Consider the following 25,492-nt stretch of genomic DNA (forward strand, 5'->3'; position numbering starts at 1 on the left):
ACTATTGATTTGATAGCTTATAGCGCTTGCTGCGTAAGGGCTTGAAGGCGTTTTGACTGAAAAATCAATGCCTGCTGGCACCCGCAGCCGCCCACCCACGCGCCGCTGCACTGGCTGGCGCTGCCACCTGCGCTGGCGCCATCTCTCTGGAGTGATTGGTTTTTGATGCCCCCCGTTTTTTCCTCTCTGCTGCCCCGCCTGCACGCTGCCCGCCAGCGCCTGGCGCCGCTGCGGCGCTGGCGCCCCACGCGCCGCATGGTGCTGTGGGCGCTGGCCACGCCGCCTGCGCTGTTGTTGCTGTACACGCTGGTCTTGATTCCGTTCACGCCCGCCATCAGCGACATCCGCAAGGCCAAGACCGAGCAGCCCGCGCAGGTGCTTTCCAGCGACGGCAAACTGCTGGCGCAGTACCAGTGGGCGCACCGCGAATGGGTGCCCCTGGGCCGCATGGCGCCCCCCGTCAGCGCGGCGCTGATCGCCACCGAAGACCACCGCTTCTACCAACATTGGGGCATGGACTGGCGGCGCACGGCTGGCGCCGCGCTGGCCACTTTCGGCGGCGAGCGCCAGGGCGGCTCCACGCTCACGCAGCAGCTGGCACGCAACCTGTTCCCCGAAGAAATTGGCCGTGCGCCCACGCTCACGCGCAAGCTCAAAGAGGCCATCACCGCCTTCAAGATCGAGCTGCTCTACACCAAAGACGAGATTCTGGAGACGTACCTGAACACGGTGCCGTTTCTCTACAACGCCCACGGCATCGAGATGGCGGCGCGCACGTATTTCGACACCTCCGCCGACAAGCTCACGGTGCTGCAAAGCGCCACGCTGATCGGCATGCTCAAGGGCACCAGCTACTACAACCCGGTGCTCAACCCCGAGCGCGCGCTGCAACGGCGCAACACGGTGCTGGCGCAGATGGTCAAGCGCGGCAAATTGGCGCCTGAGCAGTTTGAAGCCCTGAAAAAACGCCCGCTGCGCATCAACTTCGAGCGCCAGGCCGAGCCCCAGGGCCCGGCACCGCACTTTGCCCAGCAGCTGCGCAAATGGCTGATCGCCTGGGCCGATGACCAGGGCTACAACCTCTATGCCGATGGGCTGGTGGTACACACCACCATTGATTCGCGCCTGCAAGCCTGGGCCAATCAGGCGGTGGCGCGCCAGGGGCGCCAGTTGCAAAACGTGGCCGATGCGGCCTGGTCGCAGCGCGGTGCTTGGGGCACGGGCAACGCGCTGGTGCAAACGCTGGTGCGCGAGTCGCCCGAGTACCGCACCGCCGTGGCCAAAGGCCAGACGCCCGAGGAGGCGGCCAAAGCGCTGTGGGCAGATGCCGCCTTCATGCGCGCACTGCGCCAGAACAAGACGCGCGTGCAGGCCGGCTTTGTGGCGCTGGAGCCTGCCACGGGCCAGATCCGCGCCTGGGTGGGCAGCCGCGATTTTGCGCAGGATGCTTTCGACCACGTACAGCAGGCGCGCCGCCAGCCGGGCTCGACCTTCAAGCCGTTTGTCTATGGCGCTGCCTTTGCCCAGGGCTGGAAACCCACCGACACGCTGGTAGATGAGGCCGTGGAAATCAACCTCCCCGGTGGCGAAGTCTGGCGCCCCAGCGACGCCAGCGCGCCCACGGGCCGCGCCATGGGGCTGCGCGAGGCGCTGGTGTATTCCAAAAACACCATCACCGCCCAGTTGGTGCAAAAGGTGGGCGTGGGCGAAGTGGCGCAACTGGCCCGTGCTATGGGCGTGCGCGACAGCAAGCTGGACATAGTGCCCTCGCTGGCGCTGGGCACCAGCCCGGTCACGCTCAAAGAGATGGTGTCGGCCTACGGCACCATTGCCAACGCGGGCGCTTACCGGCCCCCGGTGTGGGTGACCCGCATTGAAGACCGCCAGGGCAGGGTGTTGCAAGAGTTTGCCCCCGTGGCCGCGCAGCAGGTGCTGCCGGTGCAGGCGGCGCAAACCCTGCGCGATGCCCTGCGCGGTGTGGTGGACCAGGGCACGGGCCGGGGCATCCGCACGCGATTTGGCATCCGCGCCGATGTGGCGGGCAAAACCGGCACCACGCAGGACAACGCCGATGGCTGGTTCATCCTCATGCACCCGCAGCTGGTGGGCGGGGCGTGGGTGGGCTTCAACGACAGCCGCATCACGCTGCGCAGCGACCACTGGGGGCAGGGGGCGCAGAGCGCGTTGCCCATCGTGGGTGATTTTTTCCAGCAGGCGCTGCGCAGCAAGGCGCTGGACGCGCGCGTGCGTTTTGTGGATGCGCAAGAGCGCGATTTCTTTGGCCCGCTGCGCGAACGTCTGCGCGGCTGGTGGCAGGCGCTGCTGGCGCTGGTTCCCGCGCCATCCGCACCGCCGCCACCGCGCCCGGTGCCCGCACCGTTGCCCGTGCCGCCAGAGTTGCCATTGCCGTCGCCCCCGGAGGTGCCGCCCCAGCCCCCGGCAGAAATCACCGAGTCAGCCGAGCTGCTGCCCCTGCCCAGCAGCACGCCATCGGCAGCGCCGGTGTTGCCCGGCGTGGTGGTGCCAGCGCAGGATTGGCCTCGGCCCGCAGTGCGCCCCGGTGTGGTGGTGGCGCCCGAGGACTGGCAAGGCCCTGCCGATCGCTCGCCATCGCCGTAGCCGGTGCGGCCCCTGTCGCAGGGGCTGTGGTGCGGTCGGTGCTTACGCGGCCAGCCGGTGGGCTGGCGTGGTGTCGGCTACGCCAGCGGCGGCATCGTCCGGTAGCGCGCGGGCGGCTGCCTCTGCGGGGCGGCGCAGTATGGACATGAGTTTTTCCACATCCAGGCACTGCACCAGCACCTGGCCCTGGTTGGCTTTGATCAGGCGGTGAACCAGCTGGCCGCTGTAGTGCCCCAGCGCCGGAGCCTGCATGATGCGGTGGCTGGCAAAGGTGGTCACGCCGTGCAGCTCGTTGACCAGCAGGCCGATGCGCCGCCCGTCGTGTTCCAGCACGATGACCTGGCTGTGGGGCGTGATCTGCGAGGGCGTGCCGCGCAGCAGGTGGCCCAGATCAAACACCCAGACATAGCCGGTGATGTTGCCCTGCGCCTTGCGCGCCAGGGCACCCACGCAGTAGGGCAGCCGCCCCGCCGATACGGTGGCGATGGCGCTGGCGGGCAGGGCCTCCAGAACGCCCTGGGTGTCCAGCGCAAACAGCCCGGTATCGACGAAAAAGGTGGCCATTTCCTGGCTGTCGGTGGCGGGGGGATCTGATACCAACACCGTGCGCTGGCGGTGTGCGGCATCCATGGCGCTGCTTTGCACGGCGCCGAACGATTCAAACGACAGCGCCAGCACGTCGTGGCGGTAGCCGTCACTGACCTTGAATTCACGGTAGCCGTTGGACGCCGAGCAGCCCACGATGCAGTAGTGCGCGTCGTGCACCATGGCACGCGCCAGGCTGGCGCCTGCGGACAGGGCCTGCATATCGGCGGCCAGATCCAAGTGCTGGCCCACGGGGCGGGCGGGATCGGTGCTGGCCAGAATCTCTCCGTGGCGGTCAACAAACACCGCCACCGTGTTCGGTTTGCCTGCCACGGCGCCATGCAGCATGGCGGCAAATTCTCCGCTGGCATTGAACACCACACCGATGCCCCCCAGCACGCTGCCATCGTTGTCGGGGGCGCGGATGGCGGCGTGGTACACGCAGGTGCTCTTGCCATCGTCTAGCGGCGAAGGGCCCCAGGGCGTGACGTGGTAGGACTGCGTGCTGGGCAGGGCGAGCACGGCGGCCAGCGTGGCTGGCTCCACCCAGGTGCCCAGTACGCTGCTGCCGTCCTGGCAGGTGGGGCGGCTGGCGGCCACGATGCAGCCCTGGCGGTCATACACCACTAGGCGGGTGTACACGGTGTAGAGGCCGTTGATGTGCTCCAGCATCTGGCAGGCTGCGGCAGCGCTTTGCGCGCCATCGGCCAGCAGGGTGCGCAGGACGCTGGCCTGGGCCCACCAGCGGCAGTCGTTGGCGCGCTCGTACAGGTTGCGGTCGAGCAAGTCCACCAGCAGCTGGGTCAGAAACTCGCTGTCGCGCATGCTGGAGCTGAGCACCGTGTCGTACAAATCGCGGATGGATTGGTCAAACACCTCGTTGGTGCGCGCGCCTGTCTCCCCAATCTGCTCCAGCACCGCCTTGAGCTTTTGCGCCCCGCCCGATGGCCCGGCGCTCATGACCTGGCCGTTCCAGACCACGCGGCGGATGGTGTCTGCCGCGCGGACGATGTCGTACAGCGGCGGGCAAAAGCGGTGGGCATGCGCCAGCAGGCCCTGGGCAATGGCGGGTTCGAGCTGGTCGATGGCGCGGTTGGCCTGGGCCAGAAATGCCAGCTCTATCGGCACCATGACCTGACCGCGCCAGCCGGGCGGGCCGGGGTAGTCCTGGTAGCCCTGCGCCACCACGGTTTGCGTCAAATAGGTGCGTCCGCCGTGCAGCAGCAGGGGCGATGCACCATGTTGGTTCACTGGCACCCGCGCACCCACGGCCACCCACAGCGGATCGGCGCTGGCAATGACGCGGTTGTCCGCATCCAGCAGCAGGGCGATGTTGCGCTGGTCTTCGTTTTGCCGGGAGTGGAAGATGCCTTGCATCTCCTCCTGAAAGGCAAAACTCAGGCACAGCACGCCCACGGGCTCGCCGGTGCGCGGGTGCAGCATGCGGTGCGAATAGATGAGGGCATGGGGCTTGCCCGGGCGCAGGTCGGTGGCGCGGAACGTCTCCACGTAGCCCTGGCTTTGCAGTGTTTGCGCCAGCAGGGGGTCGCGGCTGCCCTCTACGGGGGAGTTTTCGTCGATTTGCGCCAGCACGTTGCCCTGCAAATCCAGCAGCAGGATGTCGTCATAGACGGTGTATTTGCTGCGGTATTCGCGCAGGCGCGCCAGCACCGGGCGGGCGTTGTCGGTGCCCGCCACAAAGCGGCACAGCTCCTGGTCGGTGGCCAGAAAGCCTACATCGGCGGTGCGCTCGTAGAGGTTGCGCACCACGATGTCGATCACATGGCGGGCGTGGGTGCCGATTTCCGCCATCACCTTGCCCATTGATTCCTGCACCAAAGAGGTGACCAGATCGCCCTCCAGCCGTTGAAAGCCTTCGCGCGTGGCCGCCACCATGGGCAGGATGCTGTGCGCTTCCTGCGGGCAATTCATCTTGGCAGATGCCTCAATCAGGCGCCACATCAGGTTCAACTCGCGCAGCGCACCCTCACAGCGCGCCACATTGCGCATGAAAGGCATGAGGGTATCGGTGTGGGCTAGGGCATTCGATGGCATGGACGGCTTTCTTGGTAAAGCGCGCAGGCTGGCTTGCGCACACTGCTGCAATGCAAGAGCCGCGCCAGCCCTTGGTGCGGCCTGCCGGCGCAAGCCATCGCAGCCATGTCTCAAGAAAAAAGGGGATTAGCCGTTACCAAGCGGGCGCTGGCAGCTCCTTTTTTAATAGCTTAAGTGGCCACCAAAGAGACTTTGAAAGTAACTTACATTGTTTTTAAAAAATTAAAAAAACAGATGAGAAACGTCAACAAGAAGGGGGGGTTGGCCGGGCAAAGTGTGCCCGGTGCCTATTCATTAGGCAATATCAATGCAATGGATGCCAAACGCACCATTGCGGCGGTCTGAAAAATAGCGCTCCAGCGTTTCCTTGACGGTGCGAAAAGCCAGTTCGTCCCAAGGAATTTCTTCTTCTGCAAACAGGCGTGCCTCCAGCGTTTCAAAGCCAGGGTTGAATTGGTCGCTGAGCAGCGTGGCGCGGTAAAAAAGATGCACCTGGCCCACGCGCGGCACGTTCAGCAGGCTGAACAACGGCCCCATCTCGAACTGCGCGCCGGCTTCCTCATCGGTTTCACGGGCAGCGCCCTGGGCGGTGGTTTCATCCAGCTCCATGAAACCTGCGGGCAGCGTCCACTTGCCCCAGCGCGGCTCGATGTTGCGCTTGCACAGCAGCACCCGATCGCCCAGCACAGGCACGGTGCCCACCACGTTGAGCGGATTTTCGTAATGCACGGTGCGGCACGCCGGACAGACGGCGCGCTGGCGGGTGTCGCCATCGTCGGGCAGGCGGTACACCACGGCGCTGCCACAGGCGCGGCAGTGTTGGATCGGGCTGCGGTAAGTCATGCAGTAATTTTGGGTCAAATAAGGCTTCAGGGCACGCGGGGCATGCGCTATCAGCTATTAAAAAAGAAGCGAAAATAGAGCCAAAGGCACACCGCACAGCCCCTGTGGGCCAGCCAGTGCTGCGTGCGGGGGCCTGCGGTATTTTCAGTGGCGCCAGAGCGAAGCTGGCAGTGTGCCATGGCCGATACACTGGCGCTGCACCTTTGGCCACCCGGGCCGATGGGGCGCCTGGCCCCATTTTGTTTCTTTGCCGATACCACCATGCAGCACACCAATTTGCCCGCAGCGCAGGCCCCCCACGCCGACTGGCTGCGCCCGCAGTGGCCCGCCCCGGCCCATGTCCATGCACTGTGTACCACGCGCGCAGGCGGTGTCAGTGCCGCCCCCTACAACAGCCTCAACCTGGGCGACCACGTGGGCGATGCCCCCGCAGCCGTGCAAGCCAACCGGGCAGTGCTGCAAGCGGCGCTGGCCCACACCACGCCCGGTGCCCAGGCCGTATTTTTGCAACAGGTGCATGGCACGCAGGTGGCGCAGTTGCGCGCCGATCTGCCCGACGGCACCTGCGCCGATGCCTGCACCAGCGCCCGTGCGGGGCAGGTCTGCACCATCATGGTGGCCGATTGCCTGCCCGTGCTGCTCACCGACCGCCAGGGCCGCGCCGTGGCCGCAGCCCACGTGGGCTGGCGGGGATTGGCCGGCACCGGAGGGGAGGGCGTGCTGGAATCGGTTTTCAAGGATTTTTCGGCTCTGGCCCTTGCCGGGTGGGCGCAAGCAGCTATCAAAAAAGAAGCGGATCAGCCCACAGCCGTGGATACTGCCAGCATCGCCGCCGACACCCTGGCCTGGCTGGGGCCGTGCATTGGGCCGCAGGCGTTTGAGGTGGGCTCCGAAGTACGCGCCGCGTTTTGTGACCACGACAACGCGGCGGCGCAGCATTTTCAGGCGCGGGGCGCGGGCAAATACAACGCCGATCTGGCCGGGCTGGCACGCCAGCGTCTGCACGCCCTGGGCATCACACAGGTGTATGGCAACGACAGCAGTGCGCCCTGGTGTACGGTGGGCAACGCGTCACGGTTCTTTTCGCACCGGCGCGACGGCGCCACCCTGGGCGCCAGCGGGCGCATGGCTGCCTGCATCTGGCTGGGCTGAGGGCGATGAAGGCTCTGGTAGCGCGGCTGCGGCTTCTGCTTCCGCGCGCTCGGCCATGGCACGGGCGTGGATGGCGCGCTTGCGGGCCGGTGTACCCATGATGTACACCACGATGGACAACGGCAGCAGCCCATACAGCACAAACGTAACAATTGCCCCGAGCACTGAGCCGGTGCTGCTCGTAGCCTCTGCCACAGACATCATGATGGTGACATAAAGCCAAGCGATAACGACCAGGTACATCAGCGTTCCAAGTAAGTAAAAGAGGGGGATTGGGGCGTTACCATAGCTGTGCGGTCAGCAACCATCGGGGCGAAAGTCGCTACGGGTGAGCCAGCCGCAATTCTCAGGAGGCAACATGGATTCTGAATCACCCTGGGCACAGAACGCCCAGCAATTTCAGCAGATTTTTGGAGACAAGATTTCGCAGGTCTTGCAATCCTTGCAGCAAATGGGGGCAGGCGGTGCAGGAGCCCCTGGCGCCGCAGCAGCACCCTTGCAAATACCCGCCGAGAAGCTGCAACAAGTGCAGCAACAGTACCTTGAAGAGGCCAAAGCGCTGTGGAACCAGAGCCTGCAAGCCTCTACCCTGGCGGCCTCTGACAAACGCTTCAGTGGCGACGGCTGGCAGAGCAACCCGGTTGCGGCCTTTTCGGCGGCCACGTATTTGCTCAACGCCCGCACGCTGATGGAGCTGGCCGAGTCGGTGCAAGCCGATGAAAAAACCCGCAACCGCGTGCGTTTTGGTGTCGAGCAATGGCTGGCGGCCATGGCGCCCAGCAATTACCTGGCCTTCAATGCCGAGGCACAGAAAAAAGCCATCGAAACCAAAGGTGAGAGCATTGCCAAAGGCTTGAAAAACCTGGTGAACGACCTGCGCCAGGGCCATGTCTCCATGACCGACGAGAGTTTGTTCGAGGTGGGCCGCAACGTCGCCACCACCGAAGGCGCCGTGGTTTTTGAAAACGACATCTTCCAGCTCATCGAGTACAAGCCCCTGACGGGCAAAGTCTATGAGCGGCCTTTCCTGCTGGTGCCACCGTGCATCAACAAGTTCTACATCCTGGACTTGCAGCCCGAGAACTCGCTGGTGCGCTATGCCGTGGCACAAGGCCACCGCACCTTTGTGGTGAGCTGGCGCAACCCCGATGCCGAAATGGCCCAGAAAACCTGGGACGACTACGTCGAAGACGGCGTGATCGAAGCCATCAGTGTGGTGCAGCAAGTCACCGGCGCCGAGCAGGTCAATGCGCTGGGCTTTTGCGTGGGCGGCACCTTGCTCAGCAATGCCCTGGCCGTGCTGGCCGCGCGCGGGCGTGAGCCAGTGGCCAGCGCCACCTTCCTGACGTCGCTGCTGGACTTCACCGACACTGGCATTCTGGATGTGTTCATTGACGAAACGTCGGTCAAGTTCCGCGAGATGCAAATGGGCAAGGGCGGTCTGCTCAAAGGCCAGGAGCTGGCGTCCACCTTCAGTTTTCTGCGGCCCAATGACCTGGTATGGAACTACGTGGTGGGCAACTACCTCAAGGGCGAAACCCCGCCGCCGTTTGACCTGCTGTACTGGAACAGCGACAGCACCAACCTGCCCGGGCCGTTCTATGCCTGGTACCTGCGCAACATGTACCTGGAAAACAACCTCATCCAGCCGGGCAAGCTGACCGTCTGCGGTGAAAAAATCGACCTCGGGCTGATCGATATTCCGGTGTACATCTACGGCTCGCGCGAAGACCACATCGTGCCCATCAACGGCGCTTACGCCAGCACCCAGGTGCTGCCCGGTGAGAAACGCTTTGTCATGGGCGCATCGGGCCACATTGCTGGCGTCATCAACCCACCGGCCAAAAACAAGCGCAGCCACTGGACGCGCGAGGACGGTGAACTGCCCGACACGCTGGAGGCCTGGCTGGAAGGCGCCCAAGAGCACAAAGGCAGCTGGTGGACGGACTGGAGCAACTGGCTGCAAGCCCACGCTGGCAAGCAAATTGCTGCACCCAAAACCTACGGCAAAGGTGTCAAGTTCAAAGCCATTGAGCCTGCCCCTGGCCGCTACGTGAAACAAAAAGCCTGAGCCCGTACTTTTCTTCAATTTTCGACAACAAGGATCGCACCATGGAAGACATCGTTATCGTTTCCGCCACACGCACGGCTGTTGGCAAATTTGGCGGCGCACTGGCCAAGGTGCCTGCCACCGAACTGGGCAGCATCGTGATCAAAGAAGCCCTGGCACGCGCCCGTGTGGGCCTGGACCAGGTGGGTGAAGTCATCATGGGCCAGGTGCTGACCGCTGGCGTGGGCCAGAACGCTGCGCGCCAGGCCATGCTCAAAGCCGGTGTGGCCAAGGAAACCCCCGCTATGACCATCAACGCCGTGTGCGGCTCGGGCCTCAAGGCCGTGATGCTGGCGGCCCAGGCCGTGGCCACGGGTGACAGCGAGATCGTGGTCGCCGGTGGCCAGGAAAACATGAGCGCCAGCCCCCACGTGCTGAACGGTTCGCGCGACGGCCAGCGCATGGGCGACTGGAAAATGCAGGACACCATGATCGTCGATGGCCTGTGGGACGTGTACAACCAGTACCACATGGGCATCACCGCTGAAAACGTGGCCAAGCAATACGGCATCACGCGCGACATGCAAGATGCTCTGGCCCTGGCCAGCCAGCAAAAGGCCGCTGCCGCGCAGGACGCTGGCAAGTTTGTCGATGAAATCGTGGGCGTGAGCATTCCCCAGCGCAAAGGTGACCCCGTCGTCTTCAACGCCGATGAATACCTCAACCGCAAAACCAGCGCCGACGTGTTGGCAGGCCTGCGCCCCGCGTTTGACAAAGCCGGCACCGTGACCGCTGGCAACGCCTCGGGCATCAACGACGGTGCCGCCGCCGTGGTGGTGATGACCGCCAAAAAAGCCGCTGCCCTGGGCCTGACACCCCTGGCCCGCATTGCCGCCTACGGCACCAGCGGCCTGGACCCCGCCATCATGGGCATGGGCCCTGTCTCGGCCACCCGCAAGGCATTGCAGCGCGCAGGCTGGAGCGCTGCCGACATCGACCTGTTCGAGTTGAATGAGGCTTTTGCCGCCCAGGCCTGTGCTGTCAACCAGGAGCTGGGCATTGACCCCGCCAAGGTCAACGTCAACGGTGGTGCCATCGCCATCGGTCACCCTATCGGCGCATCGGGCAACCGCATTCTGGTGACGCTGCTGCACGAAATGCAGCGCCGTGGCGCAAAGAAAGGTCTGGCCGCGTTGTGTATTGGCGGCGGCATGGGCGTGGCGCTGGCTCTGGAGCGCTAAGCCAAGCCCCCCAACGGGTGCAAAGGAGTGGCGCGCTGGTGCGCTGAGTCCGTCTTTGCACCCCACCCCTTGGGGTTTTCTGCCGCGCCGTTGCGCGGCTTTTTTCGTGGGATTGTCAAAGGCAGTGCATTTACACTGGGTCACCCCATGAACACCACATTTTTTGCCCAACCCTTTGAACCCGTAGGCTGCAATGTCTGCCGGGACAAAAGCCAGTTGCCATTCGACTTCACCATGGCGTTCCAACCCATCATGGATCTGGTCGAAGAACGCCCCTTTGCCTACGAGGCACTGGTGCGCGGTGTCAATGGCGAATCAGCGGCCACGGTGTTGGGCTGGGTCGATGATTCCAACCGCTACCGTTTTGACCAGGCTTACCGCGTCAAGGCGATTGAACTGGCGGCGCGGCTCCATCTGGCTGCGCTGCCAGGTTGCCGTTTGAGCATCAATTTTTTGCCCAATGCGGTGTACCGCGCCGAAACCTGCATCCGTGCCACCATGGAAGCAGCGCACAACTTCAGTTTTCCGCACGACCGCATCATGTTTGAAGTGACCGAGGGCGAACAAGTCACCAACGGTGCGCACCTGAAGGCCATCTTCAACGAGTACCGCCGCCAGGGCCTGATCACCGCCATTGATGATTTTGGCGCGGGCTATGCGGGCCTGAACATGCTGGTGCAGTTCCAGCCGCACGTAATCAAGCTCGATATGGAGCTGATCCGCAATATCCACCAAGACCCCGTGCGCCAGGCCATTGTGTGTGGCATTGCCCTGGTGTGTGACAAGCTGCAGATTGACTTGGTGGCCGAAGGGGTAGAGACCGTGCAGGAGTCGCAGTACCTGAGTTCGGTAGGCGTTCGCTACCAGCAGGGTTACTGGTTTGCCCGCCCCGCCTGGGAAGCGCTGCCGCTGTCTTGAGCACCCCCACTGTTGTCGGAACCCTCACATACAGGCGATAAAAAATACCGCACTACAGTGTTTTCCTGCACTGCTGCATCACAAATCTTGGTTAAAGTGATAGCAACAAGAATCTGCAACAAGGAGAACGAGAATGAGCCAAAGAGTAGCGTACGTCACTGGTGGCATGGGTGGCATTGGAACGGCCATCTGCCAGCGCCTGCACCAAGAGGGTTTCAAGGTCATCGCCGGCTGCGGCCCCACGCGCGACCATGCCAAGTGGCTGGCCGAGCAAAAAGAGCTGGGCTACACCTTCTACGCTTCGGTGGGCAACGTGGGCGATTGGGACTCTACCGTCGAGGCGTTCTCCAAAGCCAAGGCCGAGCACGGCAGCATTGACGTGCTGGTGAACAACGCCGGTATCACCCGCGACCGCATGTTCCTGAAGATGACCCGCGAAGACTGGGATCAGGTCATCGAAACCAACCTCAACAGCATGTTCAACGTCACCAAGCAAGTGGTGGCCGACATGGTGGAAAAAGGCTGGGGCCGCATCATCAACATTTCGTCGGTCAACGGTGAAAAAGGCCAGTCTGGCCAGACCAACTACTCGGCTGCCAAGGCGGGTATGCACGGCTTCTCGATGGCCCTGGCACAAGAAATGGCCACCAAGGGCGTAACGGTCAACACCGTCAGCCCTGGCTACATCGGCACTGATATGGTCAACGCCATCCGCCCCGATGTGCTGGAGAAGATCATCGCCACCGTGCCCGTCAAGCGCTTGGGCAAACCCAGCGAGATTGCCTCCATCATCGCCTGGCTGGCGTCGGATGAAGGTGGCTACGCCACGGGCGCCGAGTTCTCGGTCAACGGCGGCCTGCACATGAGCTGATTTTCTGGTTTCGACCAGACTGCAAAAAACCCCGCAATGCGGGGTTTTTTTGTGGGCGGTGGGCGCTGGGATGATTCAGCGCACTGACCGCAGGGAACACACCTCACATGCGGCTGGGAGCACGCTTGCGATCGCGTTCGTCTTCAGGCCAGGCGGAGAGGATGGTGGTGGTGGTCATGGTCATTTGCTTTGCAAAAGTGTCTGTGATGGAACTTCAACGCGGCCCCAATGCAGTGCGTTGACAGCCATTTCAAAAAAAATGCAACAAGGTATGCGCGGGCCCGCAGACGCCGTTGGCGCACCATCACAACGCGGCGGTTTGCGCTTCTATTTCTTCGGACAGCTCCAGCCAGCGCTCTTCCAGGGTGGCGATTTCATCGGTGCAGGCTTTCAGGCGACGGCCACTGTCGGCAATCTCGGCGGGGGGCAGGGGCTGGGTCAGGCGCTCGTGCAGGGTGCTGCACTCGGCATTCAAGGCGGCCATGCGCTGGTCGATTTGCTCCAGCTCGCGTTTGAGCGGGCGCAGCTTTTGTGCTAGCAGCTGGCGTGCCTGGGCGTCTTGCTTGCGCTGGTCGCGGCCATCGCCTGATTTTTTAGGGTCATTTTGGCCTGTAGCGATTTCTGGACGTGCGCTATCAGCTATCAAAACAGGAGTAACTTCCGGCGCAGCGGCGGTGGTGGCTGCTGCGGCCTGTGGTGCGGCCCCAGCGGCTTTGAGCGCGGCGCTGTCGGCAGCGGCCTCCAGCTTGGCCAGTTCTCGCTGGCGTTTGGCTTCGTCGAGCAGGTAGCGCTGGTAGTCGTCCAGATCACCATCGAAGGGGCCGACAGCACCCCGGCCCACCATCCAGAACTCATCGCACACGGCGCGCAGCAGGGCGCGGTCGTGGCTGACCAGCATCACCGTGCCTTCAAACTCGTTCAGCGCCATGGACAGCGCCTCGCGCGTGGCCAAATCGAGGTGGTTGGTGGGCTCGTCCAGCAGCAGCAGGTTGGGGCGCTGCCAGACGATCATGGCCAGCACCAGACGGGCTTTTTCGCCGCCGCTCATGCTGCCCACGCTTTGCTTGACCATGTCGCCCGTGAAGTTGAACGTGCCCAGGTAGCTGCGTAAATCTTGCTCGCGGCTGGATTCGCGGCTTTGCGGGCCCAGCTCTTTGGCCAGGCGAATCATGTGCTCCAGCGGGTTTTCGTGCGGGCGCAGCACGTCCAGCTCTTGCTGGGCAAAGTAGCCAATCGACAAGCCCTTGCCTTCGGTCACGGTGCCTGCCAGCGGCGCCATGGTGCGGGCAATGGTTTTGACCAGCGTGGATTTGCCCTGGCCGTTGGCGCCCAGAATGCCGATGCGCTGGCCCGCCAGCACGCTGCGGCTGACGTTGTGCAGGATGGCCGTTTCGCTGCCGTCTTCGGCACGGTAGCCAAACGCGGCATCGCTGATGGCCAGCATGGGGTTGGGCAGGTTGGTGGGCTCCTTGAACTCGAAGGTGAAGTCGGCATCGGCCAGCACGGGCGCGATTTTCTCCATGCGGTCCAGCGCCTTGACCCGGCTTTGCGCCTGCTTGGCCTTGCTGGCCTTGGCCTTGAAGCGGTCAATGAACTTCTTCAGGTGGGCGATTTTTTCTTGCTGCTTGGCAAAGCTGGCCTGTTGCAACTCCAGCTGCTGGGCGCGCAAGTCTTCAAACTTGCTGTAGTTGCCGCCGTAGCGGGTGAGCTGGGCGTTGTCGATGTGCATGGTCACGTTGGTCACGGCGTCGAGAAACTCGCGGTCGTGGCTGATGACGATCATGGTGCCTTCGTAGCGCTTGAGCCAGGCCTCCAGCCAGACCAGGGCGTCCAAGTCCAAGTGGTTGGTGGGCTCATCGAGCAGCAGCAAGTCTGACGGGCACATCAGCGCGCGCGCCAGTTGCAGGCGCATGCGCCAGCCGCCCGAGAAGCTGTTGACGGGCTTGTCCAGCTCGGACACTTTGAAGCCCAGGCCCAGAATCAGCGCCTGCGCGCGCGGCACGGCGTCGTGGTCGCCTGCGTCGGCCAGATCGGTGTAGGCGTGGGCAATGGCCATGCCGTCGTCTTCGGCCTCGGCGCGCACCAGTGCGGCGCGCAGCTCGGTCAGGCGGGTGTCGCCCGCGACGACGAAATCGGTGGCCGATTCGTCGGTTTCAGGCATGTTCTGTGCCACCTGCGCCATGCGCCATTGGGTGGGAATGTAGAAGTCGCCGCCGTCTTCGTGCAGCGAGCCGTTGAGCAGCGCAAACAGGCTGGACTTGCCAGCGCCGTTGCGTCCGACCAGACCGACGTTTTCACCGGGGTTGATGGTGGCGTTGACGCCATTGAGCAGCACCTTGGCACTGCGGCGCAAGGTGACGTTTTTCAGGGTAATCATGGGGTGCGGTGCGCGCAGGGGCGCACGGTTGGTTCAGGGCGCACAGGGCACCCCGAACGGGTGGGTTTCAAACAAAGCGTTGCAGGGCGCCGCGCGTGACCAGCAAAACCTGGTCGCCGCCTGCGCTGGTGTCGAGCCAGAACACAGGCAGCTGTGGGAAGGCGGCTTCGAAAAAATCGCGCTCGTTGCCGATTTCCAGCACCAGCACGGCATGTTCGGTCATGCAGGCGGGGGCGTCTTGCAGCAGGCGGCGGATGAAGTCCATGCCATCGGCTCCGCCCGCCAGCGCCAGCACGGGTTCGGCCCGGTACTCGGCGGGCAGCTGGGCCATGCTTTGGCTGTTGACGTAGGGCGGGTTGCAGATGATCAAGTCCCAAGGGCCGGGAACGAAGGCCAGGCCGTCCGACACTTGCAGCGTGATGCGCTCTTGCAGGCCGTGTTGATCGACGTTGATGCGGGCCACGGCCAGGGCGTCTTCGGAAATATCGGCACCCGTGACCTGCACCTCAGGCCAGGCCATGGCAGTGAGCACGGCCAGACTGCCGTTGCCGGTACACAAATCCAGCACGCGCTGGGTGTGCTCGCCCAGAAAGTCGTCAAAACCGCCATCAACGATCAGCTCGGCAATCAGGCTGCGCGGCACGATGGCGCGCTCGTCCACATAAAACGGCACGCCTTGCAGCCAGGCCTGGCGCGTGAGGTAGGCGGCGGGCTTGCGCGTGGCGATGCGCTCATCAAAAAGCGTAGCTACTTGCGCAAGCTGGGCGGGCGTTACCGGCCTGTTTTGTTGTGAATCGGTGTCGTCAGCGTCCAGCGGGGTATTGAGCGCCAGACCCAGGCGCCACAGCACCAGCCAAGCGGCTTCGTCGTGGGCGTTGGTGGTGCCGTGGCCAAAAGAGACGCCCGCCGCTTGCAGCAGGCGCGTGCCGGATTCGACCAGTGCGCCCAGGGTGTCGCCCGCCAGCGGGGGCAGATTGGCGGGTGTGGCCTGCGGGGCGGCAGAGGAGGGCAGTGCGCCACTCATGCGCTGGCTGCCACGGCTTGCGCCTGCAGGTTTTCGAGGGTGCGGCGGTAGATGTTTTTCAAGGGTTCGATGTCGGCAATGGCGATGTGCTCGTCAATTTTGTGGATGCTGGCGTTGGGCGGGCCCAGCTCCACCACCTGCGGGCAGATGGTGGCGATGAAGCGGCCATCGCTGGTGCCACCGGTGGTGGACAGCTCGGTGGTCAGACCGGTTTCGGCGGCAATGGCTTGCTGCACGGCCTCCACCAGATCGCCCGGGGTGGTCAGAAAGGGCTGGCCACCCAGCGTCCATTGCAGTTCGTATTCGAGGTCGTGGCGGTCGAGCACGGTGTGGACGCGCTTTTTCAGGCCCTCGGCGGTGGATTCAGTGCAGAAGCGGAAGTTGAAGTCGATGACCACCGCGCCGGGGATGATGTTGCTGGCCCCGGTGCCACCGTGGATGTTGCTCATCTGCCAGCTGGTCGGCTGGAAGAATGCGTTGCCCTCGTCCCAGCGGGTGGCGGACAGTTCGGCCAGTGCGGGCACGGCTTCGTGGATGGGGTTGCGCGCCAGGTGCGGGTAGGCAATGTGGCCCTGGATGCCGCGCACGGTGAGCTTGCCGCTCAAGGTGCCCCTGCGGCCATTCTTGATCATGTCGCCCGTGCGCTTGACCGCGGTGGGCTCACCCACGATGCAGTAGTCCATGGTCTCGCCGCGCGCCTTGAGCTGCTCGACCACCACCTTGGTGCCATCGACCGAGGGGCCTTCCTCATCGCTGGTGAGCAAGAAGGCGATGTTCAACAGCGGCGCGGGCGTGGCGGCCAAAAACTCTTCCACGGCCACCACGAAGGCGGCGATGGAGGTTTTCATGTCGCTGGCGCCCCGGCCATAGAGCTTGCCGTCGCGGTGCGTGGGGATGAAGGGATCGCTTTTCCACTGCGCCAGCGGGCCGGTGGGAACCACGTCGGTATGGCCAGCAAATACTATGGTTTTGATAGCTGCTTGCGCTTGCTGCGCGGGCGCTACAGGCCGTTTTGACCACAAATTTTGCACACGGAACTCGGCAGGGCCGCTGTCCATGGGTTCGCAAACAAAGCCCAGGGGTTGCAGGCGTTCGGTGAGCAGTTGCAGGCAGCCGGCATCCTCGGGCGTGACGGAGGGGCGCGAGATGAGCTGCTCGGCCAGGTTCAGGGTCAGGGACATGGATAAAAGAGGGGAAAGGTCAGGCGCCAGGCTTGACGTCCAAAATGATTTCAGTGAAAGAGGGCACGTCGTCTTCGAGCTTGGCATCCTGCACGGCCTTGTTCACCTGCGCGGCCTTGGCTGCCAGGGAGAAGTCGTTTTGCAGGCGCCACATGAGGTTGGTGGGCGAGTCGGCGTAGGCCAGGCCCTCTTTGCGGTCGATGCGGCCTTCGAGGATGAGGCGGGCCAAATCCTCTTCAAAGGTTTGCGAGCCTTCGGCCATGGATTTTTCCATGGCCTCTTTGACGCCCGAAAAATCGGCTTTTTCAATCAGCTCAGACACCAGTTTGGTGTTGAGCATGACCTCGACGGCGGGCACGCGGGCCCCGGCGGCAGTGCGTACCAAGCGCTGCGTGACCACGGCCTTGAGGGCCGAAGACAAATCGCTCAGCATGGTGGCGCGCACCTCGACGGGGTAGAAACTCAAAATCCGGTTCAGTGCGTGGTAGCTGTTGTTGCCGTGCAGCGTAGCCAGACACAAGTGGCCCGACTGGGCGTAGGCAATGGCCGCCGACATGGATTCGCGGTCGCGGATTTCGCCAATCAGAATCACGTCTGGCGCCTGGCGCAGGGCGTTTTTCAGGGCGATTTGCATCGATTGCGTGTCGCTGCCCACCTCGCGCTGGTTGACGATGGATTTTTTGTTGCGAAACTGAAATTCGACCGGGTCTTCAATCGTCAGGATGTGGCCGGTTTGCAGGGTGTTGCGCTTGTCGATCATGGCCGCCAGCGTGGTGCTTTTGCCCGAACCGGTGGCACCCACCACCAACACCAGGCCACGCTTTTCCATGATCAGGTCGCCCAAGGCAGGCGGCAGGTTCAGGTCTTGCAGGTTGGGCACTTCCTGAGCGATGAAGCGGATCACCACGGCGTAGCTGCCACGCTGGCGCATGGCGCTGACCCGAAAACGCCCCACACCCGACAGTGGCACGCCCATGTTCAGCTCACCGGTTTCTTCCAGCTCCTCGATGCGATTGGGGGCCACGATCTCCGAGAGCAGATTGCGCGGCGCATCCGGCGGCAGGATCTGGTTGTTGATCGGCAGGCATTCGCCATTGATCTTGATCAGCGCCGGTGCGTTGGCCGAAAGGTAAACGTCCGAGGCCTTTTTTTCGGCCATCAGGCGCAGGATGCGCTCCATCGTGCTCATTGGATGTAGTCCCTATCGTGGTGTAGCGGGTGGGCGGCGAACCTGCGCCCGCAAGGGCGCTGCGGGCAGTGGCCTTGCGTTTTTAGTCGCGCAGCAGGTCGTTCAGGCTGGTTTTGGCGCGGGTCTGGGCATCGACGCGCTTGACGATGATGGCGGCGTACAGGCTGTAGCGGCCATTGTCTTTGGGCAGGCTGCCAGAAATCACCACCGAACCCGAGGGCACGCGGCCATAGCTGATCTCGCCGGTGGCGCGGTCGTAAATGGGGGTGCTCTGGCCGATGTACACACCCATGCTGATGACCGAGTTTTCTTCGACGATCACGCCTTCGACGATTTCCGAGCGCGCACCGATGAAGCAGTTGTCTTCAATGATGGTGGGGCCTGCTTGCAGGGGTTCGAGCACACCGCCCAGGCCAACGCCGCCCGACAAATGCACGTTCTTGCCCACTTGCGCGCAAGAACCCACGGTGGCCCAGGTATCAACCATGGTGCCTTCATCGACATAGGCGCCAATGTTGACGTAAGAGGGCATCAGGATGGCGCCCTTGGCAATGAAGCTGCCACGGCGGGCCACAGCGGGCGGCACCACGCGCACGCCGGTGGCGGCCATTTCTTCTGCCGAGAGGTGGGCAAACTTGGTTGGCACCTTGTCGTAAAAGCCCAGATCGCCCGAGCGGATGAGTTCGTTGTCTTTCAGGCGGAAAGACAGCAGCACGGCTTTCTTGATCCACTGGTGAACCGTCCACTGGCCCACGCCTTCGCGGGTGGCCACGCGCAGGCTGCCGTTGTTGAGCTGGGAGATGACGTAATCGACAGCTTCACGCACTTCGGCAGGGGCCGAGGCGGGGGAGAGGCTGGCGCGGTTGTCCCACGCGGATTCGATGGTGCTTTGCAGTTGTTGGGTCATGGGAGGCTTCAGGGGGAGGGAGACTGGATGAATTGCACGATGCGCTGGGCCGCTTCCAGGCACTCAGCGGTTTCGGCCACCAAGGCCATGCGCACGCGCTGGGCGCCGGGGTTGGCGCCGTGGGCTTCGCGGGCCAAGTAACTGCCGGGCAGCACGGTCACATTGTATTGAGCCAGCAGTTGGCGGGCGAAGTCGGTATCGCTCATGCCCAGATGCTCGGGCACTTGGGCCCAGAGGTAAAAACCCGCGTCAGGCAAGGACACGGGCATCACGCGCTCCAACAGCGGCGTGACCTGGGCAAATTTTTGGCGGTATTGGGCGCGGTTGTCGATGACGTGCTGCTCGTCGTTCCAGGCAGCAATGCTGGCGGCTTGCACCGCCGGGCCCATGGCACTGCCGTGGTAGGTGCGGTAGAGCAAATAGGCTTTGAGCAGCGCCGCATCACCGGCGACAAAACCGCTGCGCAGGCCAGGCACGTTGCTGCGCTTGGACAGGCTGGTGAAAGAGACCAGGTTTTTGAAATCACTGCGGCCCAGTTGGGCGGCGGCCTCCAGGCCACCCAGCGGCGGCTCGTCACGGAAGTAGATCTCGCTGTAGCACTCGTCCGAGGCAATGACAAAGCCGTGGCGGTCTGACAAGGCGAACAGTTTTTCCCACTCGGGCAGCGGCATCACTGCGCCCGTGGGGTTGCCTGGCGAGCAAACAAACAGCAACTGGGTACGCTGCCAGACGGCCTCTGGCACGCTGTCCCAATCGACGGCAAAGTTGCGCGCCGGGTCGCTGGGGGCGTAGTAGGGCGTGGCCCCTGAGAGCAGGGCGGCGCCTTCGTAGATTTGGTAGAACGGGTTGGGGCAAACCACCACGGCGCCTTCACGGGTCGGGTCGATGATGGTTTGCGCAAAGGCAAACAGCGCCTCGCGCGAGCCATTGACGGGCAACACCTGCGTGGCCGGGTCGAGCGCCAGACCGTAGCGGCGCGCTATCCAGCCTGTGAAGGCTTCGCGCAGGCGGGGTTCGCCCGCCGTGGCGGGGTAGCTGGCCAACCCGCCCAGGCCGGCCACCAGAGCGTCTTTGATGAAGGCAGGCGTGGCGTGGCGTGGCTCACCCATGCCCAGGCTGATGGGCGAGAGGTGTGCGGGCGGGGTCACGGAGGCAAAAAGTTGCCGCAGACGCTCAAAAGGATAGGGCTGTAGGCGCGAGAGCAGGGGATTCATGGGGCGCCATTATCCGTGATGGCTGCTGCGTTGCGCGGCACGGGAAGCCACCCTTCAACCATGGGGGTAAACCTTGATTTACAACAAATTGTCAGTAAGGAGCAAGTAATTTTTACCACTATGCGCCTTTGCCAAGGCGCGTTAGCAGCACTTGGCATGCACGCTGCAAGTGCTGCACCTGCGGGGCCAGGATGACAGCACAGCGAATTGCCTTATAAAAAATGCCCTGGAGACTTGCTGCTTATGTCTGGATTCCATCCCCTGCGCCCCGGTCTGTGGTTGATGCGCCGTTTGCGCCTGTCGGGCAAATTGCTGCTGCTGGGCCTGGTGTTTTTGGCCACGCTGTTGGCGGTGAGTGCCTCCACGGCTTGGGGCATGTCGGCGGGTGTGGTGTGGGGTGGGGTGTCAACATCCGTGGCACTGGTGCTGTATTTGATGGCCGCGCTGTATGCCAGCTGGTCAGCCGACCTTCAGGCGCTGGCCCATGCCATGGAGCAAACCACCCAGGGCGATTTGTGTACACACCTGCCCACCCAAGGGCGCGATGAACTGTCGGATTTGGCGCGGCTCTTGGACCGCATGGTGCTCACGCTCTCGGCCATGGTGGCGGACATCCGCAGCAACGCGGCGTTGGTGTCGCACGCGGGCCAAAGCCTGGCCGCCGATAACCGCGCCCTGTCCGAGCGCACAGAGCAGCAGGCAGCCAACCTGGAAGAAACCGCCGCCAGCGTCGAGCAGATTTTTGCCACCGTGCAAAGCAACGCCCAGGTGGCTAGCGCCACTGACCAGCGTGCCAGCCAAGTCAGCCAGACGGCAGACCAAGGTACCCAGGAGATGGCGCGGGCAGTGCAATCGGTGGAAGCCATCCAGCAAGGTGCGCGGCGCATGAATGAAATCATTGGCGTGATCGATGGCATCGCTTTTCAGACCAATATTTTGGCGCTCAACGCAGCGGTGGAAGCCGCGCGTGCCGGTGAACAAGGACGTGGCTTTGCCGTGGTGGCGTCTGAAGTGCGCATGCTGGCGGGGCGCTCTGGCGAAGCGGCGCGCGAGATTCGCAAACTCATCAACACCTCGGTGCAGCAAGTGGAGGCCAGTGCCGCCATCATCCGCAGCGTGGGCGCAGGCATTGCCGAGATGGCTGGGGGCATTCGGGGCGTGGCTGCCAGCATGTCGGGCATTGCGGCCTCGGGCATGGAGCAAAGCAACGGTCTGCAAGAAATTACCACCGCCGTGCGCCAACTTGACCAGATCACCCAGGACAACGCCCAGATGGTGGGGCACGCAGTGCAGCAGGCTTTGGCGCTGGAGGGGCGTGCCAGCACGCTGTCGCGCGCGGTGGCTACGTTTCGCCTACAACAAGGCACCGCCGAGGAGGCGGTGGCACTGGTTGAACGGGCAGCGGCCCTGCGCGCTCGCTGTCCTCGCGATCAGTACCTGCGCACCCTGACAGACCCGGCCCAGCCTTTTCATGACCGCGATATGTATGTATTTGTGCTCGACAGCACGGGCGCTTACCGGGCCTTTGCCGGCAATCCCGCGCGGGTGGGAACGCGGGTGCAGGATGTGCCGGGTATTGCGGGCGACCAGCTGGTACACGACATCATGGCGCAGGCCCAGCGTGGCCCCGGCTGGGTAGAGTACGACTTCACCAACCCGGTGACAGGGGCGGTGCAAACCAAAATGTCTTTTGTGCAGCGTGTGGACGACGCCTACCTGGGCTGTGGGGTGTACAAAACCCTGGTGCAGCGCGGCTGATATATCAGCGCATGCGCTGGGCGCGGGCTTTTTCCAGGGCAGCGGCGATCGTGGCTTTCCGGTCTGGTAGTGCCGTGGGGGGAGTGCTCGCTTGGCTCGCCGAGACAGCACTGCCGTCGGCGTTTGAGCCATCGGAATCCAACGCCAGCCGCTGTTGACGCTGCCCATAGCGCTCCCGGGCGTGCTGGGCTTGCGCTGCCGACCAGGCAGACCAGCCAGTGGCCGCGCCGCTGGCATTGACCAGCGCGATGCAATCAACAGGACACACCGGAATACACAACTCGCAACCCGTGCAGTGCGCTGACACCACGGTGTGCATGTATTTATTGGCGCCCACGATGGCGTCTGTTGGACAGGCCTTGATGCACAAGGTGCAGCCAATGCACCAGTTTTCATCCACCAGTGCCACGGCGCGAGAACCTTCGGCACCGTGTTCTGGATTGAGCGGGGTCAATGCCTGACCGGTCAGGGCCGCCAGGCGGGCCACCCCAGCGGCGCCACCGGGAGGGCACTGGTTGATCGCAGCCTCGCCCTGGGCAATGGCCTCGGCGTAGCGCCTGCAATCAGGGTAGCCGCAGCGTGTGCACTGCGTTTGCGGCAAGGCCGCATCAATGCGCACGGCCAGCGCCTGCCAGCCAGAGCGCTGGTGTGTGGCGCCGGACACGGTGCTCAACCCTTGCGCGACGATCGCCTGGATGTTGTTGGCGATGCTTTGGGCGCTGCAGTCACGGTGGTGGTGGCGTGTTCCGCATCGCTGTGTTGCATCGAAGCGGCCGCGCCCGTGGCACTGCGGGTCGCTTCAGCGGCAGGTGCGTTGTCTGGTACGGCCTCTGGCACACCGACTGGCACCTCAGTAGGCGCAACAGCCACGGCGGCAGCAATGATCGCCTGCGGAGCAGCCTGTGCGGACATGGTTTTCTGGCTGCGCAGGATGAAGGAACGCACTGCCGGGTACACCACATCGCGCCAGCGCCGACCGCTAAAAATACCGTAATGGCCTGCGCCCTTGGCTTCCAGGTGAAGCTTATCGCTCTCGGCAATAGCGCTGCACAGCCCGTGCGCTGCCTGGGTTTGGCCTGCGCCGGAGATATCGTCCAGTTCGCCTTCGACTGTGAACAGCGCGGTGTTCTTGATGTCTTGCGGGCGCACACGCTCCAGATTGCCTTCGGTGGAGCGCACATCCCAGGTGCCGTTGACCAGGCAATATTCCTGGAACACGGTACGGATGGTTTCCAGATAGTAGTGCGCGTCCATGTCCAGGACGGCGTTGTACTCGTCGTAGAACTTGCGGTGCGCTTCGGTGCTGGCGTCGTCGCCCTTGATCAGGTTCTTGAAGTAGTCGTAATGGCTGACCATGTGGCGGTCAGGGTTCATGGCGACAAAGCCGGTGTATTGCAAGAAGCCCGGGTAAACGCGGCGCCCGGCACCCGGAAAGCTGTCTGGCACCCGGTAAATGACGTTGTTCTCAAACCACTCGTAGCTGCGCTTGGCGGCCAGGTCGTTCACCGCCGTGGGGGAGCTGCGCGCGTCAATCGGGCCGCCCATCATGGTCATGGACAGGGGTGTCTTCTCGCCCCGGCTGGCCATGAGCGACACGGCAGCCAGCACCGGCACCGTAGGCTGGCACACGCTCACCACATGGCAGTTGCCATACTGGGCTTGCAGGTTGCGGATGAACTCCTGCACGTAGTTCACGTAGTCGTCGAGGTGGAACTCGCCTTGGGACAGGGGCACCAGACGGGCGTTCTTCCAGTCGGTGATATAGACCTTGTGGTCTTGCAGCATGGTGCGCACCGTATCGCGCAGCAGCGTGGCGTAGTGGCCCGACAGGGGGGCCACGATCAGCACCACAGGCTGGTTCTTGAGTTTGGTCAGGGTGGCCGGGTCATCGGAGAAGCGCTTGAAGCGGCGCAGCTCGCAAAACGGCTTGTCCAGATAGATGCGCTCGTGGATGGCGACTTCCACGCCGTCCACGTTGACGGTCTTGATATCAAACGTTGGCTTTTCGTAGTCTTTACCCAGGCGGTAAAACAGGTCGTAAGCCGCTGAAATGCGCTGTGCCATCGGCGCTTGGCCCAAAGGCGAGGCCGAATTGCTGAAGAGCTTTGCGGAGGCTTGGGCAAAGTCCGAAAAGGGCTCCATCAGGGAGCGTTGGGTTTCATAGAGCTGATAAAGCATAGGGATATCCGTTATGTTGCAGTGCAATATAACAGCACTCTGTTACGTGGCACGGGGAAATTTTGCGCTTCTGCACCTGCATCTATCCGTCAGTTTGGTGTCAACCACACTCGGCATAAGGATTTTTTCAATTTATCAAAAATGATAGCTGTATGCGCTTTCTGCATGCGCCTTTCAGGCATTTTTGATCAAAAAATAGAAAGGGTCGCTGATCCGCGCTGGCAGGCTTGCAGGTTACGTCGGGTTGTCGCTCAACCAGGTTTCAAACGATTCACGTGCGCCTTTGCCCAGTGCCGCGCTGAATACGCTGTTGTTGCCAAGATACAAACTGTGACGCATCACGGTATAGGGGTTGAGCTTGCGGCCATTTTTTTGCTCTTCCAGGTACTGCTTGTAGCGCTTGACGGTGCCAATGTTCTCGCGCACCAAGGTGTTGAAGCCCGCGCGCGTGATGTCAGGCGACCAGTGGTGCACGTCATCAACAAAGCTGTCCACATGGTGGGGTTCGAAGGTGTAGTCCTTGAAGAAATGCGTGGCAATTTTCAAAAAGGTGAACGCATTGAGGCGGCTGCCCGGCGCGGGCGCGCTCTCGGGGGGCTGTTCGGGTTCGCCAGACGGGGCGGTGGCGGTTTCGTCGGGCGCTTGCAGCAATTCGGCCTCGGTGGCGTCGCGGATTTGGCGAAACTCCCGGTCAGCCAGTTCAAACAAGGCGGCCAGCACGTTGATGCGCCGCTTGAGCGGGCCCGGAATGGCTTTTTTGTATTTGATCTTGTGGTCCAGCACGGCCCAGGCGTCTTGCACGATGGTGCGCACCTGCAATTCAAACGGGTAGCGCTGCGCGCCGGGGGGCGCTGGCGGTGCGCCGGGCAGCAGCCGGGGGCGCAAGTCCAGGTGCAGGCCCTTGTAGCCAAACGATGCCTCGGTGCTCTCGACCGCTGCGGCCTTGTCGGTCACTTCCATCACGTCAAACTGCGCGCGCACCGCCTGCGCCACTTTGTCGAGTTCGTCCTCATACAGGCACACCACGCGCACGCCGATCAGGTCGGTGATGTAAGGGGCGATGGTGTAGGCGGTGTTGCTCTCTTCCAGCGCCGTGCGGTATTTGCGCGAAAACTTGCGCACGCACTCGGTTTTGTCTTTGACGCGGCCTTCGATTTTGGACACCTCGATGCCGCCTGCACGCTCCAGGGCGCTGGTCAGTTGCGCTACGTAGTCGGCCAGGGCGGCCTCCAGCAGTTGCCGGTGCTGGCCGTAGAAGGCGTGGAAGACGGATTCTTCCAGGTCAAAGTCCAAAGAGGGCATAGCGGTAAGGGGCAAAAGGGCTGTAACC

Annotated in this window: 19 protein-coding genes; 7 read left to right on the forward strand and 12 right to left on the reverse strand. The window is 63.1% G+C overall.

Annotated elements, in window-relative coordinates; translation table 11 throughout:
• Nucleotides 1–165: 165 nt before the first annotated feature.
• Complete coding sequence (locus EV674_RS07730; protein WP_374761669.1) at nt 166–2,619, forward strand: penicillin-binding protein 1A; 2,454 nt, start codon at nt 166–168, stop codon at nt 2,617–2,619.
• Between the two features lie 42 nt (nt 2,620–2,661).
• Here EV674_RS07730 and EV674_RS07735 read toward each other — a convergent pair whose 3' ends face one another.
• Both EV674_RS07735 and EV674_RS07740 read right to left on the reverse strand, forming a co-directional pair.
• A complete protein-coding gene (locus tag EV674_RS07735; protein ID WP_119012589.1) occupies nt 2,662–5,259 on the reverse strand; it encodes a chemotaxis protein CheW in 2,598 nt (865 codons plus the stop codon).
• Nucleotides 5,260–5,553: 294 nt separating this feature from the next.
• Nucleotides 5,554–6,102, reverse strand: a complete 549-nt coding sequence (locus EV674_RS07740) for an NUDIX hydrolase (RefSeq protein ID WP_119012590.1) — start codon at nt 6,100–6,102, stop codon at nt 5,554–5,556.
• 261 nt (nt 6,103–6,363) lie between these two features.
• Here EV674_RS07740 and EV674_RS07745 point away from each other — a divergent pair, with 261 nt between their 5' ends.
• Nucleotides 6,364–7,254: a purine nucleoside phosphorylase YfiH/LACC1 family protein gene (locus EV674_RS07745; protein WP_119012635.1), complete on the forward strand. Its 891-nt coding sequence runs from the start codon at nt 6,364–6,366 to the stop codon at nt 7,252–7,254.
• Here the strand turns inward: EV674_RS07745 and EV674_RS17730 are convergent.
• The gene (locus EV674_RS17730) at nt 7,174–7,497 is read right to left on the reverse strand and encodes a hypothetical protein (RefSeq protein WP_119012591.1); all 324 of its coding nucleotides are present in this window, start codon (nt 7,495–7,497) and stop codon (nt 7,174–7,176) included. The two genes, EV674_RS07745 and EV674_RS17730, sit on opposite strands and share 81 nt — an antisense overlap.
• A 115-nt stretch (nt 7,498–7,612) precedes the next feature.
• Here EV674_RS17730 and EV674_RS07755 point away from each other — a divergent pair, with 115 nt between their 5' ends.
• From EV674_RS07755 to phbB, 4 genes are all read left to right on the forward strand, one after another.
• The gene (locus EV674_RS07755) at nt 7,613–9,325 is read left to right on the forward strand and encodes a PHA/PHB synthase family protein (RefSeq protein WP_119012592.1); all 1,713 of its coding nucleotides are present in this window, start codon (nt 7,613–7,615) and stop codon (nt 9,323–9,325) included.
• 41 nt (nt 9,326–9,366) lie between these two features.
• On the forward strand, nt 9,367–10,545 hold the full coding sequence (locus tag EV674_RS07760) for an acetyl-CoA C-acetyltransferase (RefSeq protein ID WP_119012593.1): 1,179 nt from the start codon (nt 9,367–9,369) through the stop codon (nt 10,543–10,545).
• Nucleotides 10,546–10,692: 147 nt separating this feature from the next.
• Entirely contained in the window at nt 10,693–11,463 is a 771-nt protein-coding gene (locus EV674_RS07765) for an EAL domain-containing protein (RefSeq protein ID WP_119012636.1), read from the forward strand.
• A gap of 133 nt (nt 11,464–11,596) precedes the next feature.
• Complete coding sequence (gene phbB / locus EV674_RS07770) at nt 11,597–12,334, forward strand: acetoacetyl-CoA reductase (protein WP_119012594.1); 738 nt, start codon at nt 11,597–11,599, stop codon at nt 12,332–12,334.
• A 304-nt stretch (nt 12,335–12,638) separates the two neighbouring features.
• Here the strand turns inward: phbB and EV674_RS07775 are convergent, their stop codons facing one another.
• From EV674_RS07775 to dapC, 6 genes are all read right to left on the reverse strand, one after another.
• Nucleotides 12,639–14,711: an ABC-F family ATP-binding cassette domain-containing protein gene (locus tag EV674_RS07775; RefSeq protein ID WP_119012595.1), complete on the reverse strand. Its 2,073-nt coding sequence runs from the start codon at nt 14,709–14,711 to the stop codon at nt 12,639–12,641.
• Between the two features lie 67 nt (nt 14,712–14,778).
• Nucleotides 14,779–15,735 (reverse strand): 50S ribosomal protein L3 N(5)-glutamine methyltransferase, encoded by a 957-nt coding sequence (gene prmB, locus EV674_RS07780; protein ID WP_119012596.1) that lies wholly within the window; start codon nt 15,733–15,735, stop codon nt 14,779–14,781.
• The gene (gene dapE, locus EV674_RS07785; RefSeq protein ID WP_119012597.1) at nt 15,732–16,916 is read right to left on the reverse strand and encodes a succinyl-diaminopimelate desuccinylase; all 1,185 of its coding nucleotides are present in this window, start codon (nt 16,914–16,916) and stop codon (nt 15,732–15,734) included. The genes prmB and dapE overlap by 4 nt, the downstream gene beginning before the upstream one ends.
• A gap of 19 nt (nt 16,917–16,935) precedes the next feature.
• On the reverse strand, nt 16,936–18,105 hold the full coding sequence (locus EV674_RS07790; protein ID WP_119012598.1) for a PilT/PilU family type 4a pilus ATPase: 1,170 nt from the start codon (nt 18,103–18,105) through the stop codon (nt 16,936–16,938).
• A gap of 82 nt (nt 18,106–18,187) precedes the next feature.
• A complete protein-coding gene (gene dapD, locus EV674_RS07795) occupies nt 18,188–19,012 on the reverse strand; it encodes a 2,3,4,5-tetrahydropyridine-2,6-dicarboxylate N-succinyltransferase (protein ID WP_119012599.1) in 825 nt (274 codons plus the stop codon).
• Between the two features lie 8 nt (nt 19,013–19,020).
• Nucleotides 19,021–20,226 carry a succinyldiaminopimelate transaminase gene (gene dapC, locus EV674_RS07800; RefSeq protein WP_119012600.1) on the reverse strand — a complete coding sequence of 402 codons (1,206 nt, stop codon included), beginning with the start codon at nt 20,224–20,226 and terminating at the stop codon, nt 19,021–19,023.
• A gap of 243 nt (nt 20,227–20,469) precedes the next feature.
• Here dapC and EV674_RS07805 point away from each other — a divergent pair, with 243 nt between their 5' ends.
• The gene (locus tag EV674_RS07805; protein ID WP_119012601.1) at nt 20,470–21,984 is read left to right on the forward strand and encodes a methyl-accepting chemotaxis protein; all 1,515 of its coding nucleotides are present in this window, start codon (nt 20,470–20,472) and stop codon (nt 21,982–21,984) included.
• Nucleotides 21,985–21,988: 4 nt separating this feature from the next.
• Here the strand turns inward: EV674_RS07805 and rsxB are convergent, their stop codons facing one another.
• From rsxB to EV674_RS07820, 3 genes are all read right to left on the reverse strand, one after another.
• On the reverse strand, nt 21,989–22,648 hold the full coding sequence (gene rsxB, locus EV674_RS07810; protein ID WP_119012637.1) for an electron transport complex subunit RsxB: 660 nt from the start codon (nt 22,646–22,648) through the stop codon (nt 21,989–21,991).
• Nucleotides 22,649–22,653: 5 nt separating this feature from the next.
• Nucleotides 22,654–24,162 carry a polyhydroxyalkanoate depolymerase gene (locus tag EV674_RS07815; RefSeq protein WP_119012602.1) on the reverse strand — a complete coding sequence of 503 codons (1,509 nt, stop codon included), beginning with the start codon at nt 24,160–24,162 and terminating at the stop codon, nt 22,654–22,656.
• Between the two features lie 234 nt (nt 24,163–24,396).
• On the reverse strand, nt 24,397–25,464 hold the full coding sequence (locus EV674_RS07820; protein ID WP_119012603.1) for a GTP pyrophosphokinase: 1,068 nt from the start codon (nt 25,462–25,464) through the stop codon (nt 24,397–24,399).
• Nucleotides 25,465–25,492 lie beyond the last annotated feature (28 nt).

Source organism: Simplicispira metamorpha (genome assembly GCF_004341365.1).
In the GTDB taxonomy this organism is placed as follows: domain Bacteria; phylum Pseudomonadota; class Gammaproteobacteria; order Burkholderiales; family Burkholderiaceae_C; genus Simplicispira; species Simplicispira metamorpha.

What these genes read in the sequence shown, in the direction of transcription:
- EV674_RS07730 (WP_374761669.1), top strand. Translation starts at nt 166, where the DNA reads ATGCCCCCCGTTTTTTCCTCTCTGCTGCCCCGCCTGCACGCTGCCCGC.
- EV674_RS07735 (WP_119012589.1), bottom strand. Translation starts at nt 5,259, where the DNA reads ATGCCATCGAATGCCCTAGCCCACACCGATACCCTCATGCCTTTCATG.
- EV674_RS07740 (WP_119012590.1), bottom strand. Translation starts at nt 6,102, where the DNA reads ATGACTTACCGCAGCCCGATCCAACACTGCCGCGCCTGTGGCAGCGCC.
- EV674_RS07745 (WP_119012635.1), top strand. Translation starts at nt 6,364, where the DNA reads ATGCAGCACACCAATTTGCCCGCAGCGCAGGCCCCCCACGCCGACTGG.
- EV674_RS17730 (WP_119012591.1), bottom strand. Translation starts at nt 7,497, where the DNA reads ATGTACCTGGTCGTTATCGCTTGGCTTTATGTCACCATCATGATGTCT.
- EV674_RS07755 (WP_119012592.1), top strand. Translation starts at nt 7,613, where the DNA reads ATGGATTCTGAATCACCCTGGGCACAGAACGCCCAGCAATTTCAGCAG.
- EV674_RS07760 (WP_119012593.1), top strand. Translation starts at nt 9,367, where the DNA reads ATGGAAGACATCGTTATCGTTTCCGCCACACGCACGGCTGTTGGCAAA.
- EV674_RS07765 (WP_119012636.1), top strand. Translation starts at nt 10,693, where the DNA reads ATGAACACCACATTTTTTGCCCAACCCTTTGAACCCGTAGGCTGCAAT.
- phbB (WP_119012594.1), top strand. Translation starts at nt 11,597, where the DNA reads ATGAGCCAAAGAGTAGCGTACGTCACTGGTGGCATGGGTGGCATTGGA.
- EV674_RS07775 (WP_119012595.1), bottom strand. Translation starts at nt 14,711, where the DNA reads ATGATTACCCTGAAAAACGTCACCTTGCGCCGCAGTGCCAAGGTGCTG.
- prmB (WP_119012596.1), bottom strand. Translation starts at nt 15,735, where the DNA reads ATGAGTGGCGCACTGCCCTCCTCTGCCGCCCCGCAGGCCACACCCGCC.
- dapE (WP_119012597.1), bottom strand. Translation starts at nt 16,916, where the DNA reads ATGTCCCTGACCCTGAACCTGGCCGAGCAGCTCATCTCGCGCCCCTCC.
- EV674_RS07790 (WP_119012598.1), bottom strand. Translation starts at nt 18,105, where the DNA reads ATGAGCACGATGGAGCGCATCCTGCGCCTGATGGCCGAAAAAAAGGCC.
- dapD (WP_119012599.1), bottom strand. Translation starts at nt 19,012, where the DNA reads ATGACCCAACAACTGCAAAGCACCATCGAATCCGCGTGGGACAACCGC.
- dapC (WP_119012600.1), bottom strand. Translation starts at nt 20,226, where the DNA reads ATGAATCCCCTGCTCTCGCGCCTACAGCCCTATCCTTTTGAGCGTCTG.
- EV674_RS07805 (WP_119012601.1), top strand. Translation starts at nt 20,470, where the DNA reads ATGTCTGGATTCCATCCCCTGCGCCCCGGTCTGTGGTTGATGCGCCGT.
- EV674_RS07815 (WP_119012602.1), bottom strand. Translation starts at nt 24,162, where the DNA reads ATGCTTTATCAGCTCTATGAAACCCAACGCTCCCTGATGGAGCCCTTT.
- EV674_RS07820 (WP_119012603.1), bottom strand. Translation starts at nt 25,464, where the DNA reads ATGCCCTCTTTGGACTTTGACCTGGAAGAATCCGTCTTCCACGCCTTC.